The organism is Beggiatoa leptomitoformis (assembly GCF_001305575.3).
GTDB lineage: Bacteria > Pseudomonadota > Gammaproteobacteria > Beggiatoales > Beggiatoaceae > Beggiatoa > Beggiatoa leptomitoformis.
On record NZ_CP012373.2, the window covers coordinates 3815137 to 3831773 of the forward strand.

Consider the following 16637-nt stretch of genomic DNA (forward strand, 5'->3'; position numbering starts at 1 on the left):
TCACTTAAAGTGGAATGCAAACGGATGTCTGCAAGCCTTTAGGACCCGCTTTGGTTTCAAATTGAACATCTTGCCCTTCACGTAGGGTTTTGAAACCATCTTTTTGAATAGTAGAGAAGTGGATAAACACATCCTTACCGCCATCATTCGGGGCAAGGAAACCAAAACCCTTAGATTCGTTAAACCACTTTACAGTGCCTGTTTGCATGAAAAAAAAACCTCAAATTTACTTGTTTAATACTTACTACCACTATTTTGGATAATGGTATTACTTCAGTTGAGACAGCACTGATTAGAAACAGCGTTATTGTATGTTTTATTAATCGTCTCTTCTCAACTTTAATGAATGATGTGACACAAAAAATTAGCCACATCTGTTAATAATCACTTGTATAGCGTTTGTTCTAAACAAGTTATTTTCTGTTGTTATTATGAAAACTGTTATGTTTACGAGTATGGCACACAAACAGTAGCTTGCGGTCCTTTTGGACCTAGTTGTGACTCAAACTCAACTTTTTGCCCTTCATTGAGGGATTGAAAGCCTTCTTCTCTAATAGACGAGTAGTGTATAAGCACATCCCGACTGCCATCCTCTGGTGCTATAAAGCCATATCCTCTGGTCTTGTCAAACCATTTAATGGTTCCCGTCTGCATACCTAACTCCTGTCATTGTACTGTATAAAAACGCCAGGTTTATCACGGTAACGCTCACGACTTACTCCAAGCAACTGCTCGGGTCTCGTACATCAACACCCGCATAACCTGCGGTATCTCTATTGAGATTGTTTTTCGTTTGATATACACAGATTGACTGTTCAGACTACATCAGATTATTTCTAATACTACACTAATTAATTTGATACTGTTGCGCATTATCTCATTTTTTCTGAAAGAAAAAACATCTTAATTATTTTTATTTTGCGCCACATTAAGAAAAATCAAATTTATTAGTTAAAAACCACTTTATTCAATTTTGGTTAAAAATGCCAGCTATCGAACAAAAAACAAACTCAATCAGTATGATATATAATTTTATTAAACATCACGGCTAGTAAGATAATATATTTTGTTGATATCAGCAAGCCCTTATTTATACTGCAATGCAACAGCTATTTTTTTAAAATTGATTATATATGTAAAAACTTAAAGTTTACCCACTATGAACAATATCTTCTCTATACTGATGATAGTACAAAATTGGATATTTTTCGAGGCATTCACGAGAATATATGGGATTTCTGCTATTAGAATTTTGTATAGATTTTTTGTATTTGACGAGGGTATAGTTGAAAATTTTATGATAAACGCGGAGCGATAAGGAACACAAATGATAAACCTGAGATAACAAGAAGTTGTAATCAGCAAAAGAGATAGATATACGGTTTGTTTGGAATTGAATCAAACTAAGGTGGCTTTTTTTCGTGGGTAAAAAAAACTGCGGGAGATACTGACGAAAAGGGAGAGTATTACGACTAAACAAATAAATTTTCTCAAATAAAAGAATAAAACAACGTGAAACAATATCCTGTTGCTCATAAGTCTTTGGTGTGACCCTGCAACAAATAACAGATGGAGAGGATACAACTGTATGTAACAACACTGCTGACAGCTACACTTAAACGAATGAACAATATGCTTAAGAATGGTAAACCAAATCTACAAGAATGTATAGCATTATTCTGGATTTTTTGTAAGGATATAACAAGCACTCTCCACCTACGCGAGAATGCTTGTTATAAATCTAGTGCTGATATATTGATTTAAATGGCTTTAATACCTTGAATTAGTCCAGATGCCATTGCTTGACCATCGCCGTAAAGCATCCGTGTGTTATCCGCATAAAACAGGTGGTTTTCTACACCAGAGAATCCCGTTCCCTGTCCACGCTTGATAACAATCACATTTCTGGCTTTGTCTGCATTTAGAATGGGCATTCCATAGATGGGGCTTTCAGGATTTGTTCGTGCAGTTGGATTAACAACATCATTTGCACCAATCACTAATGCTACATCGGTCCGCTCAAACTCTTCATTAATTTCTTCTAAATCAAAAATCATATCGTATGGTACGCCCGCTTCGGCAAGTAGCACATTCATGTGTCCGGGCATTCGTCCTGCAACGGGGTGAATTGCAAATTTAACCCGCACACCACGCTCATCTAAGAGTTTTGCTAACTCCCAAATTTTATGTTGCGCTTGGGCAACGGCTAGTCCATAACCAGGAATAATAACCACTTGCTCTGCATACGCCATCATGACGGCGGCATCGCTTGCTTCTATCGGTTTTAAACTCCCTGTTACTGATTCTTCAGCTCCGCTTGTAGTACCCGTATCACCAAAAGATTTAAATAACACATTGGTTAAAGAACGATTCATGGCTTTTGCCATTAACTGTGTGAGTAATGTACCTGACGCGCCCACGACAGTACCAGCGATAATCATCGCGGCGTTCCCAATTACAAAACCTTCAAAACCAACGGCTAAACCTGTTAATGCGTTAAATAATGAAATCACAACGGGCATATCTGCGCCACCAATGGGTAAGGTCATTAATACACCGAACACAATGGCTAACACAAAGAAAATAATGACTAAATAAGGATTAGGAATCACTAAATTAACCAATCCTAATAACACCAAAACAACAAACAACACCAGATTAATCAATTGCTGATTTGGATAGCGCAAGGTTTTCTTCATCCAACCCTGCAACTTGGCAAACGCAATAAACGAACCAGAGAAAGCCACGCTTCCAATTAATGCACCCACAATGGCCAAAATTTGTACGATTAAATCTACCGAAATCGTTCCCTGACTAATTTTACTCAGCTCGACTGCTGCAATCGCCGCCGCTGCACCGCCACCCATGCCATTATATAACGCAATCATTTGTGGCATATCTGTCATTGCAACCCGTTTTGCAGTAACCCACGCAAGGGTTGAACCAATGGCAATAGCCAAAATAATCAACACAAAATTATGCATATTGGGAGTTAAGAAAGTGACTAATGTCGCAATCACCATCCCAACACCAGCCCAGACAATCCCCCCACGGGCTGTAACGGGGGAACTCATTTTACGCAAGCCCAAAATAAACAATAATGCAGCGGCAAAATAAACCGCTTCAATAACAGGCATTGCCCAACCACTTTGTGGCGCAGACACGCCTGTCGTGTTGCCTTGTCCGATTAACTGCTCTAAATGTGCTAAACCCTCTTTTTGTTCTTGTAGGGTTTTTTGAATATCGGTTAGTTGTGCAGTCACTTCGCACCTCCCTTGCTACTCTTGAACATATCCAACATCCGTTCAGTAACCACATACCCGCCCACAGCATTACCCGCAGCAAGAATGACCCCAACAAATCCAACAAGTTGTTCCACTGTGCTTTCAGCATGACCCAATGCAATCATCGCCCCAACCAACACAATACCATGCACAAAGTTAGAACCAGACATCAATGGCGTATGCAAAATCACAGGAACACGAGAAATGACCTCATACCCCGTAAACGCGGCCAACATAAAAATATATAAAGCGGTGAATCCCTCAATCATGACTTTACTCCCTCAACTAAAGCCCGTGTCGGCGCGTGTTTAATTTCTCCCGCATGTGTCAGTGTACAGCCAGCAATAACTTCATCTTGCCAATTAATCTCTAACTGACCATTCTTTACAAATAGCGATAACAAATTAAACAAATTCTTTGCATACATCTCGCTTGCATGAGTCGGCATTTGACTGGGGACATTTAACGGTGCGTGAATCGTAACCCCGTTATGTACAATCGTTTTTCCCGGTTGGCATAACTCACAATTTCCGCCTCCTTCAGCGGCTAAATCCACAACAACCGCGCCCGCTGCCATTCCTTCCACCATCGCTGTTGTAATGATTTTGGGTGAAGGACGACCGGGAATAGCGGCTGTTGTAATCACCACATTCGCAGCAGCAATATGCTTTGCTAACACATCTTGTTGTTGCTGTTTTTCCTCAGTAGTCAACTCACGGGCATAACCACCAGTTCCCTCAGCTTTTAACCCCGTATCAACAAACTTTGCGCCCAATGACTGCACCTGCTCTTTTGTTGCAGAACGCACATCATACCCCTCGACAATCGCGCCTAATCGCCGAGCTGTCGCAATGGCCTGTAAACCCGCAACACCTGCACCAATCACCAACACTTTTGCAGGACGAATTGTACCTGCCGCTGTTGTCAACATAGGAAAGAATACATTGGATAAATCAGCCGCTTGCAATACAGCTTTATACCCAGCAACCGCCGCTTGTGAAGACAACGCATCCATAGACTGCGCCCGAGAAATACGCGGGACTAACTCCATCGCTAAACTGGTGATTTGCTTATCACGCATTTTTGTGACACGTTCAGGATAACGATGTGGTGACATAAAACCGATGACAATAGTTCCTGCTTTCATCTGCTCGATTTCAGCTTCTGTGGGCGGACTCACTTTTAAAACAACATCTGCTTGCGCGTACAACTGGATGGCAGTATCAACAATCTGCACATCTTTATATGCTGCATCAGCAAAATATGCCCGCTGACCCATCTCTTTTTCAATTAAAACAGTCGCCCCTAATTTAATTAAGCGTCCTGCTACGTCTGGCACAAGTGCTACACGCCGTTCTTCTGGCGCAAGTTCTGTTGGTACTGCCACATTAATGGGCATGTTTACTCGCCTCCAATAACACGTTGAGGTTTAATAATTTGTTCTTTCAATCAAAAAATTAAACAACCTTTCCTATTCACCAATAGGGGGGGTACGTATCATATAGGGTGAATATATGCGGTTGCAACAATTTTTCGGAAAAATAATATGAATATAAGTTATAGGCAACTATAAAAATGATTTATATAGCATAATTTTTTGTATTTATGTGCTAATAAATGCACAAAAAAGAAAAAATACTGTAATTTTTTTAACACTATTGAGAGTATTTTTTGCTGAATATAAAAAACTAACGATAAATAAAATTTATTGAAATAATTAATTTTACAAAAACTCTCCGCCAAATAGCCGACACTTTAGCGTGTAAATCATCTATATATTTAATAAAAATCATTTATCATAGCAATGTCATTTTGACACAACTGAGCAAAATCATGCACAAATTACTCTACTGTAGTTTTATTGCTTATAGCCTGTTATGCACTGCATCGGCTATGGCAGTAGTAAATCCTTGTCAAGTTTCTGATAAAGAAAAAATTATTCGTTTATTAAATGTGGCGGGGGAAACTGAAAGCGCGACCTTATGCGCGTTTTGGTTAGCGATGGAACAAGCGCAACAAACGAATAATTACGAGAAATGGAAGGCGGTTGCTGTCAAAAATCCTGAATTAGACCAACAGTATGGATTTGTTGCTTATTTAAAAACATGGCAACAAGCCCAGCAACAACAACAGGTTGATACGTATAAAAACTTTATGCAGATTAAACCTAACTCACGGTTTAATCTAAATGCCATTCATGCCATTTATTTGCTTGCAAAACAGCAGGATAAAATCTCTGCTTATCGCACATTTATGACAGATTTTCCTGATACACCGCAAGCAGTTGATGCGCTATTACGTATTCACGAATTAGCCTATGCAAAAGCGCGAGAGAAAGATACACCAGAATATTATGATGCGTTTATTTTAACCTTTCCTGATGCGGTGCAAGTGCCAGAGGCAATTAATCTAGCCTTTGAGGCGGAGAAAAAACAGATTTTAGGCAAGTTAGCGGATAAAAAATGTACTTTGGAGGAATTTGACCCACTGTGCGACCGTTTGGCAAATGGCTTATTTAATAAAATGTTGAAAGATGAATTGGCAACGCATATTCGAAATCGTGAATATCTTTTATTAAAAGAGGATTTATTTCAATACACAACTACCAGCAGTAATGCACAAGCCCATAAAATTGTTACAAAACTGTTAGAAGATATAAAAAACCAACTTGATGAAAACAACCAAAAAGTTGATGAAATGAAACAGTCAGTTATTGCACTCATTATTGCAGAACACAAGCAATTAACAGGTTTGATTCAACAACAAGGGCAAGAACTAAAAACAACCATTCAAACGGGAAACCAGCAATTAACGAATACTATTCAACAACAAGGGCAAGAATTAAAAGCAGTCATTAAAGTTCATCACGATTTTATGGCACAACAATTTGTACAGGTTAATCATCAGTTAGAACAGATTGACCAACATTTAACACGGGTTGATGAAAATGTACAGGAAACAAATCAACAACTGGAAAAAATCGATAAAAATGTTCAAGCGGTTGACCAACATTTAACGCAGGTTAATGAAAATGTAAATAAAGTTAGTCAGGAAATAAATTCACTCCAACAAGAACAATTTGTAGATAGTGTCTTAGGTGCTGTCCCTTTTGGCAAGATTGCAAAACCCATTGCAAAATTAACAGGTGCTTCACTGACTACCATGAAAAGGGCTGTAGAAGGCAGTATCAGAGCCATTGCACCTGATGTTACTGCTACTGTTGTTGATTATCTATTTAACTCATAAGGAAAGTATCCCATGAAATGGCTTTCTATCAGTTTGCTTTTATTACCGTTACTGGTTTTTGCCGAACAAACAGCCGTGTTAGTGATTAAAACCGACCCCGCAAAAGCCGATATTTTTGTAAATGGTGAATTCAAAGCGGATACTTCACCCCTTATTATTGAAGTTCCCGCAGGAACGTATGAAGTCAAAGCAAAACAAGGTGATAAAACAGCAAAAACCAGTATTAAATTGACAGCAGGCGCGACTGTAATAGGAGAATTAAAACTGGTAGCTCCTTCTGTTACAGATTTATCTGATGGAAAAGTTTTCCGCGACACCTTAGCCGATGGTAGCCCTTGCGATTTCTGCCCACAAATGGTGTGGATACCAACAGGCAGTTTTATGATGGGTAGCGATACAGGCACTTCGGATGAACAACCAGTACATAAGGTTAAACTAACCAACCGTTTTGCGATGGGTATCTATGAAATCACCTTTGAAGAATATGATTATTTTGCAAAAACAACAGGACGACCATTGCCCAGTGATGGGAATTGGGGACGTGGTAACAGACCTGTGATTAATGTCAGTTGGAGTGATGCCACCGCTTATGCAACATGGTTGAGCAGTAAAACAGGGCATACATACCGCTTACCCACTGAAGCAGAATGGGAATATGCTGCACGAGCAGGCACAACAACCAACTATTGGTGGGGAGATGCTATGCAAACAAAAGGTGCAAAAGGCGCAAACTGTGATAGTGACAATAATAAAACAGTATCTGTTGGTTCATTTAAAGCCAATGCTTTTGGGTTATATGACACGGTGGGTAACGTTTGGGAATGGACTTGCTCAGATTATGATGCAAAGGCTTATGAAACCTCAAGCACACATTTGCAATGCAGTCAACAACCCAACCGTCGCAAAGTATCACGCGGTGGCTCATGGTATAGCGGTGCTGATTATTGTCGGGTTACATATCGACAAACTCAATTTAGTGCTTCTAATAATGCGTATGGCTTTCGTGTCATTCTCATGCCTTAAAAATATTGGTTCAGTGCCTTTTGAAATATAGAACACTTGCAAAGGTAGTACAGATAACAGCGTTTTATCTACTTTTGCAAGAAACCTACTTAAAAAAGCGGTGCTGAAAAATATTTAAATAAATTCATTTAGATAGTGAGATAATAAAACAATGTTACAACGACTGATGATTTTACAACAACATGCGGTTTTATCAGAAATAGATGTGCATTTCGGTCGTTTTATTGCGCGGTTAGCCCAAACAACGGATGAAAACATCATGTTAAGTGCCGCATTAACCAGTTATATGGTTGCGCAAGGACATGTTTGTTTAGATTTAAACCTATATGCAAATAGCCTTTTTCCTAACACAACGGAAACAGAGTTATCTGATGACAATTATTTACAATTGCCAACCTTAGAACAATGGAAAACCAGTTTGCAACAAAGCCATGTTGTTGGTCATCTTGGTGAATATAAACCATTAATTTTAGAAAATAATCGGCTCTATTTATATCGTTATTGGGATTATGAACAACTATTAGCACAACAAATTCATCAACGTTTATACCGTGCAAGCCCCGCCATAGATAAACAACAATTAAGCATTGATATAAATAACTTATTTGAAAATAAAACCACCGAAACAGATTGGCAAAAAACCGCCGCGTTACAAGCAGTTTTAAATCATTTTTGCATTATTTCTGGTGGACCCGGTACAGGTAAAACAACGACCGTGGTTAAAATTCTTGCGTTGCTACTCGCACAACAGCCCGAATTGCGCATTGCATTAGTCGCACCTACGGGCAAAGCCGCTGCGCGTTTACAAGAGGCGATTACACAGAATAAACATCGTTTAGCATGTCCTACAGATATTAAAAGTAAAATTCCGCAAGAAACATCCACAATTCATCGCCTATTAGGGAGCATTCCTAACTCGCCCTATTTTCGTAGTAATGCAAAAAATTCATTGCCTTATGATGTCGTTGTAGTTGATGAAGCGTCTATGGTGGATTTAGCATTGATGGCAAAATTAGCACAAGCTATTCAAGCCGATGCGAGATGGATTTTATTAGGTGATAAAGACCAACTCACTTCCGTAGAAGCGGGAACAGTATTAGGTGATTTATGTACGGTGTTAGAAGATGTCACGATAGAAAATACACTAAGCAAACTCAGTGAAAATATAGTCTTACTGCGTAAAAGCTATCGTTTTGATGATAATAGCGGAATTGGTAAAGTTGCACACGCGGTTAAGGCGGGTGATGGTAAAGGTGCACTAACAGCTTTAAAAACAGCAGGTTCTAATGTACGTTGGCATGATTTACCTGTGCATAGTAGTTTACAAAATGCGTTACATGACAGTGTGGTTGAAGGATTTTCGCGTTATTTATCAGTAGTCAATAAAGACCCTCAAGCGGTATTACAAGCATTTGATGAATTTCGGATTCTTTGTGCTTTACGGAGAGGGCTATATGGTGTGGAATCGGTCAACCGTGTGGTGGAACAAATTTTAAAAACAGCAGGTTTAATAAAGTCTTATTATCCTTGGTATGTCGGTCGTCCGATTTTGATTACACGCAATGATTACACAACCCATTTATATAATGGTGATATTGGCGTTGTTTTGTGGAGTCGGGAAGTGCGCAATGAATTACAAGCCTATTTTCCTGCAACGGACGGGGGCGAACCGCGTGCTTTTTGGCTGAATCGTTTGCCTGAGCATGAAACGGTATATGCGATGACGATACATAAAAGTCAGGGGTCTGAATTTGATAAAATTTTGATGTTATTGCCTGAGCAAGAATCACCCATTTTAACCCGTGAATTGTTATACACGGGGATTACACGGGCTAAAAAAGCGGTGAGTATTTGGGGAAATGAAGCCGTTTTTTCGCAAGCAGTACAAACGCGAATTCAGCGAAATTCTGGTATGCGCGAGGCGTTACGTGCATTAGGCTAGATTGTTTGCAAAAACGATAAGGTTTTTTTCTAATTAACATAGCCTACGGCACTTTGATTTTTAACGACAAACAGGGTTTTTAGTAAAGGTGAGGCGATGGTAAAAAGAGCCTTTATCCCAAAAACCTTCTTCTGAACAGCCTAAACAACCATGTCCTGAATTGATAGGGTAAGAAGTGCCACCATTCCAGCCTGTTGTTGCACAGGCGTTGTAAGTTGTTGGCCCTTTACAACCCATTTTATAGAGACAATATCCCTGTTTCGCCCCTTCATCATCCCAACTTTCTACAAAACGCCCTGCGTCAAAATGGGCGCGTCTATAGCATTTATCATGAATTCGTTTACTGTAAAACAGGGTTGGGCGTAGTTGTGTATCTAGTTCGGGTAATTCTTTAAATGTTAATAAGTAAACCAAAATACCAACCATAACTTCAGCAATGGGTGGACAACCCGGTACTTTTATAATGGGTATATCAGCGGTAACTAGTTTGTGTACAGGGGTTGCTTGGGTTGGATTAGGGTAAGCGGCTTGTACACAACCGTTAGAGGCGCAACTCCCCCATGCAATAATCAATTTTGCATCTGGAATTGCACGGTTAAGTTGTTCAGAAAAGGGTTTTCCGCCAACAATACAGGACATCCCTTCTTGTGCGATAGGCGCGTTACCTTCTACGGCTAATATATAATTACCCTTATATGTTTCCATGATTTGCGCTAGACAATCTTCTGCTTGCTTGCCTGCAGCCGCCATTAAAGTCGGGTCATAGTCTAGGGAAATCATTGATAAAATAACGTCTTTTGCTAATGGCTGGGCAGCCCGAATAAAAGATTCTGAACAGCAAGTACATTCCAAGCCGTGCAACCATAAGACGGGTTGACGTACTTCAGTTTCCATTGCATAAACAACTTTGCTGATGTAGTCAGGTGATAAGCCTAATGAGGTTGTCATCAATGCGCAGAATTTTAAAAAACTACGGCGCGTAATGCCTTGACGTTTCATCACGTCATAGTAACTTTCTAGTGCTATCTTGGCGGGTTTCATTGTGCTTAATTCTCCTACGGAATGCTGACTTGACGACAAGATTGACTGGTTGCGTTGCTGATATAGCTTGCGATTTGTGCAAGGTCATCATCCGTTAAGCGACTCACAATGCTTTTTTTAGCAGGCACAAAGTTGACAGAGTTTTTAACTAATTCAGGAAATTGTGCGGCTAAAAATCCATCCTCATGACAAGCACTACAATATTGTTGATACAGGGTTGCACCCTTGCTTTGAAATGTCGCAAGGCTGGTTTCACTCAAGATTTGTTTTTCACAATCAACAGCATCATCCGCAATACCGTTGGCATTACAGTCGCTATCCGCGATACCGTCCCGATTTTCATCATGACTAATATGCGGTGGCAAGCCGACGCTAAATTGTAGGCTTTGTACGGGCATTAGCCATGCGTTGCTGTCAAAGGGGGATTGGTTACTGGCGGTAATAACTTGATAAAGTGGATAAATCCCTGTTGTTATAAAACTGATGGGGATATTTAATAAAATTTGTTGATTTGTATAGGTTTGATTTTGTGCATAGGGAATAGGGGTTGTTTGCAAGCCTAGTTCAGGGGTAAAAAAGTAGAGTTGTTGGTCGGATAAAATAGTGGCTAGATACAAGTCGCCTTGCAAGGGTGCAGGTAGCACTAAAACAGCTTGTAAGGGTTGTTCTGCTTGAAATAATACAACCGCAGGACTTTCTAATGTAGCCTCTGTTGCAACTATTGGAAAACTCAGTACTAATGAAACAAAACCAAGAAGTGCGCGAAACATAAATTTCCTGTCACTCATTGAGTAGAAAAGAGAGTCCAACAGAAAAGTCGGGGAATTATTGGACTCTATAAAATAAAATTAAGGTAGGTATCTGAAGCAGTTGTTTTTATGGAGGTAAAACTAGCGGCTACCTGAAATAACACTGGTCATGTAGTTGGCAATGGACGTTAATTCTGCATCGGTTAGAAAACTGAGGTATTTCATGCCACCATCATTTGCATTAATGGCGCGACGGGTTTTTGACGCAGAGCTGGCATCGGAATATCGCGTGCCATGACAGCTTTGACAGTTATCTACATACAGTGTTTTACCAGCGGCTATATCGTCTGTGGTCGTGGTTGTTGTACTACTGCTAGTTGATAAAACAACAACCGTTGTTACATGTAATCCATCAATCCCTTCTAACCAATTATTTACATCATAAGGTGATGTCCCTGTTTTAACAGTTAATTCGTATAAGGGATAGTTTCCCGCTGTTAAACCCAAAACAGGTATAGAGAGTAGAGAGTAATTACCTGAAAATAAAGTATTTGTCCGATAAGGAATGGCTTCTGTGGTTATTCCAACAGATTCGGTAATAAACAGTAGGCTAGTGGTATTGGGCAATAGCGTTGCTAAATACAAATCGCCTTGTACGGGTGTATCAAAAACAGCACTGAGAACGAGGGTATCATTTTGTGCAAGAGAGGCATTGGCAACGGTTAAACCATTAGAGTAAGCAATATTTGCATATAATACAGTGCTTATACTGAGGGCAATTAATAGCTTACGAAAAGAAACAGACATGATAATTTCCTTGGGGTATCTGGTTATTGGTAGTTCGTTTGATACCACTGTATTCACCTAAAATTAAGAAAGCATTAATACACTTATTTTTATAGGTGTTTGTTTTAAAAATGTTTGAATGCAGTTTAAGACTTAATTGTAAGGATTTTTTGAGGAAACTATGAATAAATTGTGAAGATGGCTTTATGCTTACTGGGAGATGTACTTTTTTGTCTGAACCAGAATTTGTAGGATTAACAGAATTAAAAAATATCAGTTTCTCAATTTTTCGCTTAAATTAATGATGAAAATGCTGTAAATCCTGATTCAGGCAGTTTAAATATAAGTTGTTCGGACAAACCCAAAGGAGATTTTTATGCGGATTTTTAACGTTTGGCAGTGGGGCGTATGGTGTTTTATCTGTGGTTTGCAACCATTGGTTACGGCACAAGAGGCAATCGCGCCAGAGACAACAGATTCATTAGAAACAGTAGCATGGAGTCATGCGCGTACTGTATTATTCGGAAGTCGTCCTATTGAAACAACGCAAGATTTAATTAAGTTGGACGCGCCGTATCGTGCGGAAGACGCGGCCATTGTGCCAATTACAATTAAATCGGGTATTCCACAAAATTCAGCACATTATATTCAACAAATTTATTTATTTATTGATAATAATCCTGTGCCATTAGCGGCAAAATTTATCTTAACGCCCGACAGTGGTTTAGCAGATATTTCAACCCGTGTGCGGGTTGATAGTTATACACCTATGCGTGTGATTGCTGAGTTAAATGATGGGCAATTATTTATGGATAGTCGTTATGTAAAAGCCAGCGGCGGTTGTTCTGCACCTGTGGAGAAAGACCAAGCAGCAGCACAGGCTAGATTAGGCAAAATGCGCTTAAAGATTGTCGATGAGGCATCAGCAAAGCAACCACTACTTGCACAATTAATGATTAGTCATCCTAATAATTCAGGATTGCAAATGGATCAAGTCAGTCGTTTATATGTGCCTGCGCATTTCGTTAAGGAAATTAAGGTACGTTTTAATGACACGTTAATAATGTCCGCAGAAACGGATATTTCCATCAGTACAGACCCCAGTTTTCGGTTTTATGTACGTCCGACGGGCGCGACCAGTGGTACATTAACCGCAGAAGTACTAGATTCAACAGGCGCACGATTTACGACGAGTCAACAGCTTAAATATAATCCATAACGGTATTGATTAGGGCGACATAGTTCGCCCTTATTTTTGGAGGCCATGTGAAAAAACTGTCAAACGAATGGATTTGGTCAATTATAGTGATTGTCAGTTTAGTTGTGTGGGGCGCGTGGTTTCTAACAAACTACCAGTTGGTTTTAAAACAACGTGAGATAGGATTTCAAGGAGAGGCAAGATATAACGACTTACTTGCAGCACAACGATTTATTGAAAAAATGGGTACAGCAGCCGAGACAGTTACCGCATTTTCTCAGTTAAAACAGCCATTAAGTGTAAAAGATACGGTCATTTTAGCAACACATTGGTCGTATATTGATAGATATCAGGTTGATTTTTTACTGGAATGGGTGAATAACGGGGGTTCTTTAATCGTAACGCATCGCCTGCCAAGCAATAATTCATCACAGAAAAATAAATATAATTCGCACGAACATTTTCTAGAAATTACACAAACAAAAGTAATTGAAAAAAAGAAATCAAATGACGACCCGTACAAGAAAACAACGTTAGTTACTTTAAATAATTTGCCCTTAACATTAATGATAGATACTGATTTGACGTTAGAAACGGCACAAAAACCCAGTATAGAATTGACAACGGAACAAGGTACTTATCTGTTATCCCATCAATATGGAAAGGGATATATTACCGTCGTGACTGATTTATTTTGTATTGAAAATGAAGAAATTAATCATTATGACCACGCCGCATTTTTATGGAAATTAGTTCATTTATCCCACACAGCTACTAAGGTATGGTTGTGGCAACCGATTGGAGAAGGATTTTCTTTGTTCGCCTTGCTGAAAACCTACGGGTGGATGGTATTTGTTAGTGCAACTGTTTTTTTAATCCTCTGGCTATGGGCAATCAGTCGACGTTTTGGGAGTGTTTTACCTGAACCCAGTTTAGCGCGTCGACGGTTGTTAGAACATATTGAAGCCAGCGCTTATTACTTATGGCAACATAAACAAAGTGATATACTGTTAGAACGAACACGCCAAGCGGTACTGCAACGCTTAGAAAGCGTACATCCTGACTGGTTACATTTAAAACCACCTCAACTGTATGATAATATTTCACAAATTTCTGCTGTAACGGTTAAGGATGTCCAACAGGCATTACACGCGCCGTTAGCTAAAACGCCTGCCACATTTACAACTGCTATTCAAACACTTAGCAAAATAAGGAAAGCCTTATGAATGACATGCTCCCCCCCGTTGACGCTGGTGTTGCTCCGTCTGTTAAAAATGGGATGGCGCGTGCTATAGAGATTGTGCAAGCTATTCGCCAAGAAATTAGCCATGCGGTTGTTGGGCAAACGGAGGTGATTGACCAAGTGATGGTTGCCTTGCTTGCGGCGGGACATGTGTTATTAGAAGGTGTTCCCGGTTTGGGAAAAACTTTATTGGTTCAAGCATTAGCAAAAACATTTGAGGGTAAATTTGCACGTATTCAGTTTACCCCTGATTTAATGCCCAGCGATGTCACGGGACATGCGTTATATGATTTAAAAAGTGAAGAATTTAAAATCCGTAAAGGCGCGATTTTTACCCATTTATTGTTGGCGGATGAAATTAATCGCGCCCCTGCAAAAACCCAAGCGGCTTTGTTGGAAGTGATGCAGGAGTTGCAAGTGACGATTGAGGGAAAATCTTTTCCTGTCCCTTTACCTTTTATGACCTTAGCAACGCAAAATCCGATTGAACAAGAGGGAACATATCCTTTACCTGAAGCGCAGTTAGACCGTTTTTTACTTAAAATTCGGTTAAATTATCCCAGTGAACAAGAAGAAATTCAGCTTTTAAAACAAGTTACTGCTGCTAAAGTAGGCGAGCGTTTAGATGTCAGTACGGTTGCGAAAGTGGTTAAAGCAGAAACGATTATTACCTTACAAAAATTAACCGCAACCGTAAAAGTAGATGAACGAATTTATACTTATGTTAATCAAATCATTCGTGCAACCCGAACCTATACGGGTATCAGTGTTGGTGCGGGTCCTCGTGGTGGGATTTCGTTGATACGGGCGGCACGGGCGATGGCCTTATTAGCTGAACGTAATTTTGTTATTCCTGATGATGTCAAAAATATTGCCTTAGCCGTATTACGCCATCGGATTACCCTTGCGCCAGAGTTAGAAATTGAGGGCTTAGACGCGGACAATGTCTTATTAGGCTTGTTAGAAAAAATTGATGCGCCGCGTTTATAGGGGGATTGGAAGACATTGTTTACTTGCACTTGCCAAACATTATTGGTGGTTTGTGATGTTGTTTGCTTGCCCTGTTTGGGCAGAAGAATCGCCCGAAAAAGGGGAAAAAGATGCCGTTGTGGACGGTATTTTAAGTTCTTTTTCTTTACCATTTGAGGATTTATTTAAGAAAAAACATGAATCCGAATGGTTGAATTTATGGGATGAGTTTTCGGGGAATATTGGCATTGATATTCCTTTAAGAAAGACAAAGCCGTATAACGGGTTAAACTCGCAAGGTCAACAAGGGCGTTATAGCGTCACTTTTCCGATTTCCCTTCGTTATAATCCATTGAGCTATTGGTTTGCTAATGTGAATGCCTTGCTCTATTTGGATAAAAAATTGCAAGCTCCTTGGGATTCTGACTTCACCTATCGTTTTGGCTATGACGATTGGCATCCTTACACATTGAGTTTGGTCTATGCTAATTACGATGGTAATCGTTTTCATCCAAACCGTGCGTTAGGGGAGCGACACACGCGGTTTTTAGAAGGAACTTATCGTTTAGGTTGGAAATTTCCGTTAACACAGATGCTTGCAGAGCCTTTACTCATAGACCCAAATAAAACCATAAACTGTCAGATGGGTTTTAATCTAACTCCCCGTTATGTAGATTTTGTAACAGAAAGCCGTTTACCGCATAAGCAAACGGTAACAATGGGTTGTCACTATCCGATTATTGAAGACTGGTTATTTAATTTTACTTTATTTTGGTATCCACAAGCGGACCAACAACAACCTTGGGATCCTGATTACACCTATAACCTAACGTTTTCTAGTTCACTACCTGGCAATTTAGCTTTACAGTACAGCAATTATTCAGGAAATCGTTATCCATGGCGTGACCAGCGTGATGCTGCGGATGTAAAAGATGGAAGCATTGGATTATCGTGGTCTTTAGCATGGTAACTTATTGAGTGAAAAACGATGACGTACACAAAAACTAAATTGCTACTGGTCGAGGACTGTAGCTCTATGCGTTTAGTGTTGCAACATTGGTTGAAAAACTATTGTGATGAAATATTGATAGCAACCGATGGACAAGAAGCTTTAGGGCGTGTCATCAAATAGTAAAAAATGTTATATTATAATCAT

15 protein-coding genes are annotated in these 16637 nt (G+C 39.6%); 7 read left to right on the forward strand and 8 right to left on the reverse strand.

What is annotated here, in order from left to right; translation table 11 throughout:
• Positions 1-4 precede the first annotated feature (4 nt).
• From AL038_RS16260 to AL038_RS16280, 5 genes are all read right to left on the reverse strand, one after another.
• Positions 5-208 (reverse strand): cold-shock protein, encoded by a 204-nt coding sequence (locus AL038_RS16260; protein ID WP_062154600.1) that lies wholly within the window; start codon positions 206-208, stop codon positions 5-7.
• A 239-nt stretch (positions 209-447) separates the two neighbouring features.
• Positions 448-654 carry a cold-shock protein gene (locus tag AL038_RS16265; protein WP_062154602.1) on the reverse strand — a complete coding sequence of 69 codons (207 nt, stop codon included), beginning with the start codon at positions 652-654 and terminating at the stop codon, positions 448-450.
• Between the two features lie 1106 nt (positions 655-1760).
• On the reverse strand, positions 1761-3263 hold the full coding sequence (locus AL038_RS16270; RefSeq protein ID WP_201800102.1) for an NAD(P)(+) transhydrogenase (Re/Si-specific) subunit beta: 1503 nt from the start codon (positions 3261-3263) through the stop codon (positions 1761-1763).
• On the reverse strand, positions 3260-3553 hold the full coding sequence (locus AL038_RS16275; RefSeq protein WP_062154606.1) for an NAD(P) transhydrogenase subunit alpha part 2: 294 nt from the start codon (positions 3551-3553) through the stop codon (positions 3260-3262). The genes AL038_RS16270 and AL038_RS16275 overlap by 4 nt, the downstream gene beginning before the upstream one ends.
• Positions 3550-4683 carry a Re/Si-specific NAD(P)(+) transhydrogenase subunit alpha gene (locus tag AL038_RS16280; protein ID WP_062154608.1) on the reverse strand — a complete coding sequence of 378 codons (1134 nt, stop codon included), beginning with the start codon at positions 4681-4683 and terminating at the stop codon, positions 3550-3552. Before AL038_RS16280 ends, AL038_RS16275 begins: the two co-directional genes overlap by 4 nt.
• Positions 4684-5117: 434 nt before the next feature.
• Between AL038_RS16280 and AL038_RS16285 the strand changes: the two genes are divergently transcribed.
• The 3 genes from AL038_RS16285 (at position 5118) to recD (ending at position 9495) form a co-directional block, all read left to right on the forward strand.
• The gene (locus AL038_RS16285; RefSeq protein ID WP_062154610.1) at positions 5118-6530 is read left to right on the forward strand and encodes an outer membrane protein assembly factor BamD; all 1413 of its coding nucleotides are present in this window, start codon (positions 5118-5120) and stop codon (positions 6528-6530) included.
• Between the two features lie 12 nt (positions 6531-6542).
• A complete protein-coding gene (locus tag AL038_RS16290; RefSeq protein WP_062154615.1) occupies positions 6543-7553 on the forward strand; it encodes an SUMF1/EgtB/PvdO family nonheme iron enzyme in 1011 nt (336 codons plus the stop codon).
• Positions 7554-7704: 151 nt separating this feature from the next.
• Complete coding sequence (recD, locus tag AL038_RS16295) at positions 7705-9495, forward strand: exodeoxyribonuclease V subunit alpha (protein WP_062154617.1); 1791 nt, start codon at positions 7705-7707, stop codon at positions 9493-9495.
• A gap of 60 nt (positions 9496-9555) precedes the next feature.
• Here the strand turns inward: recD and AL038_RS16300 are convergent, their stop codons facing one another.
• The 3 genes from AL038_RS16300 to AL038_RS16310 form a co-directional block, all read right to left on the reverse strand.
• On the reverse strand, positions 9556-10536 hold the full coding sequence (locus AL038_RS16300; RefSeq protein ID WP_083991558.1) for a hydrogenase small subunit: 981 nt from the start codon (positions 10534-10536) through the stop codon (positions 9556-9558).
• Between the two features lie 14 nt (positions 10537-10550).
• Positions 10551-11306, reverse strand: a complete 756-nt coding sequence (locus tag AL038_RS16305; RefSeq protein ID WP_062154619.1) for a c-type cytochrome — start codon at positions 11304-11306, stop codon at positions 10551-10553.
• A gap of 120 nt (positions 11307-11426) precedes the next feature.
• Positions 11427-12092, reverse strand: a complete 666-nt coding sequence (locus AL038_RS16310; protein WP_062154621.1) for a c-type cytochrome — start codon at positions 12090-12092, stop codon at positions 11427-11429.
• Between the two features lie 355 nt (positions 12093-12447).
• On the opposite strand from AL038_RS16310, the gene AL038_RS16315 reads away from it, so the two are divergent.
• From AL038_RS16315 to AL038_RS16330, 4 genes are read left to right on the forward strand one after another with little or no spacing between them, the layout of a single operon-like run.
• Positions 12448-13290 carry a quinoprotein dehydrogenase-associated SoxYZ-like carrier gene (locus AL038_RS16315; protein ID WP_062154623.1) on the forward strand — a complete coding sequence of 281 codons (843 nt, stop codon included), beginning with the start codon at positions 12448-12450 and terminating at the stop codon, positions 13288-13290.
• 47 nt (positions 13291-13337) lie between these two features.
• Positions 13338-14495 (forward strand): DUF4350 domain-containing protein, encoded by a 1158-nt coding sequence (locus AL038_RS16320; protein ID WP_062154625.1) that lies wholly within the window; start codon positions 13338-13340, stop codon positions 14493-14495.
• Complete coding sequence (locus AL038_RS16325; RefSeq protein ID WP_062154631.1) at positions 14492-15502, forward strand: AAA family ATPase; 1011 nt, start codon at positions 14492-14494, stop codon at positions 15500-15502. Before AL038_RS16320 ends, AL038_RS16325 begins: the two co-directional genes overlap by 4 nt.
• Positions 15486-16451, forward strand: a complete 966-nt coding sequence (locus tag AL038_RS16330; RefSeq protein WP_062154633.1) for a hypothetical protein — start codon at positions 15486-15488, stop codon at positions 16449-16451. Before AL038_RS16325 ends, AL038_RS16330 begins: the two co-directional genes overlap by 17 nt.
• Positions 16452-16637 lie beyond the last annotated feature (186 nt).

What these genes read in the sequence shown, in the direction of transcription:
- AL038_RS16280 (WP_062154608.1), bottom strand. Translation starts at nt 4,683, where the DNA reads ATGCCCATTAATGTGGCAGTACCAACAGAACTTGCGCCAGAAGAACGG.
- AL038_RS16290 (WP_062154615.1), top strand. Translation starts at nt 6,543, where the DNA reads ATGAAATGGCTTTCTATCAGTTTGCTTTTATTACCGTTACTGGTTTTT.
- AL038_RS16310 (WP_062154621.1), bottom strand. Translation starts at nt 12,092, where the DNA reads ATGTCTGTTTCTTTTCGTAAGCTATTAATTGCCCTCAGTATAAGCACT.
- AL038_RS16300 (WP_083991558.1), bottom strand. Translation starts at nt 10,536, where the DNA reads ATGAAACCCGCCAAGATAGCACTAGAAAGTTACTATGACGTGATGAAA.
- AL038_RS16285 (WP_062154610.1), top strand. Translation starts at nt 5,118, where the DNA reads ATGCACAAATTACTCTACTGTAGTTTTATTGCTTATAGCCTGTTATGC.
- AL038_RS16305 (WP_062154619.1), bottom strand. Translation starts at nt 11,306, where the DNA reads ATGTTTCGCGCACTTCTTGGTTTTGTTTCATTAGTACTGAGTTTTCCA.
- recD (WP_062154617.1), top strand. Translation starts at nt 7,705, where the DNA reads ATGTTACAACGACTGATGATTTTACAACAACATGCGGTTTTATCAGAA.
- AL038_RS16265 (WP_062154602.1), bottom strand. Translation starts at nt 654, where the DNA reads ATGCAGACGGGAACCATTAAATGGTTTGACAAGACCAGAGGATATGGC.
- AL038_RS16315 (WP_062154623.1), top strand. Translation starts at nt 12,448, where the DNA reads ATGCGGATTTTTAACGTTTGGCAGTGGGGCGTATGGTGTTTTATCTGT.
- AL038_RS16330 (WP_062154633.1), top strand. Translation starts at nt 15,486, where the DNA reads ATGCGCCGCGTTTATAGGGGGATTGGAAGACATTGTTTACTTGCACTT.
- AL038_RS16275 (WP_062154606.1), bottom strand. Translation starts at nt 3,553, where the DNA reads ATGATTGAGGGATTCACCGCTTTATATATTTTTATGTTGGCCGCGTTT.
- AL038_RS16260 (WP_062154600.1), bottom strand. Translation starts at nt 208, where the DNA reads ATGCAAACAGGCACTGTAAAGTGGTTTAACGAATCTAAGGGTTTTGGT.
- AL038_RS16325 (WP_062154631.1), top strand. Translation starts at nt 14,492, where the DNA reads ATGAATGACATGCTCCCCCCCGTTGACGCTGGTGTTGCTCCGTCTGTT.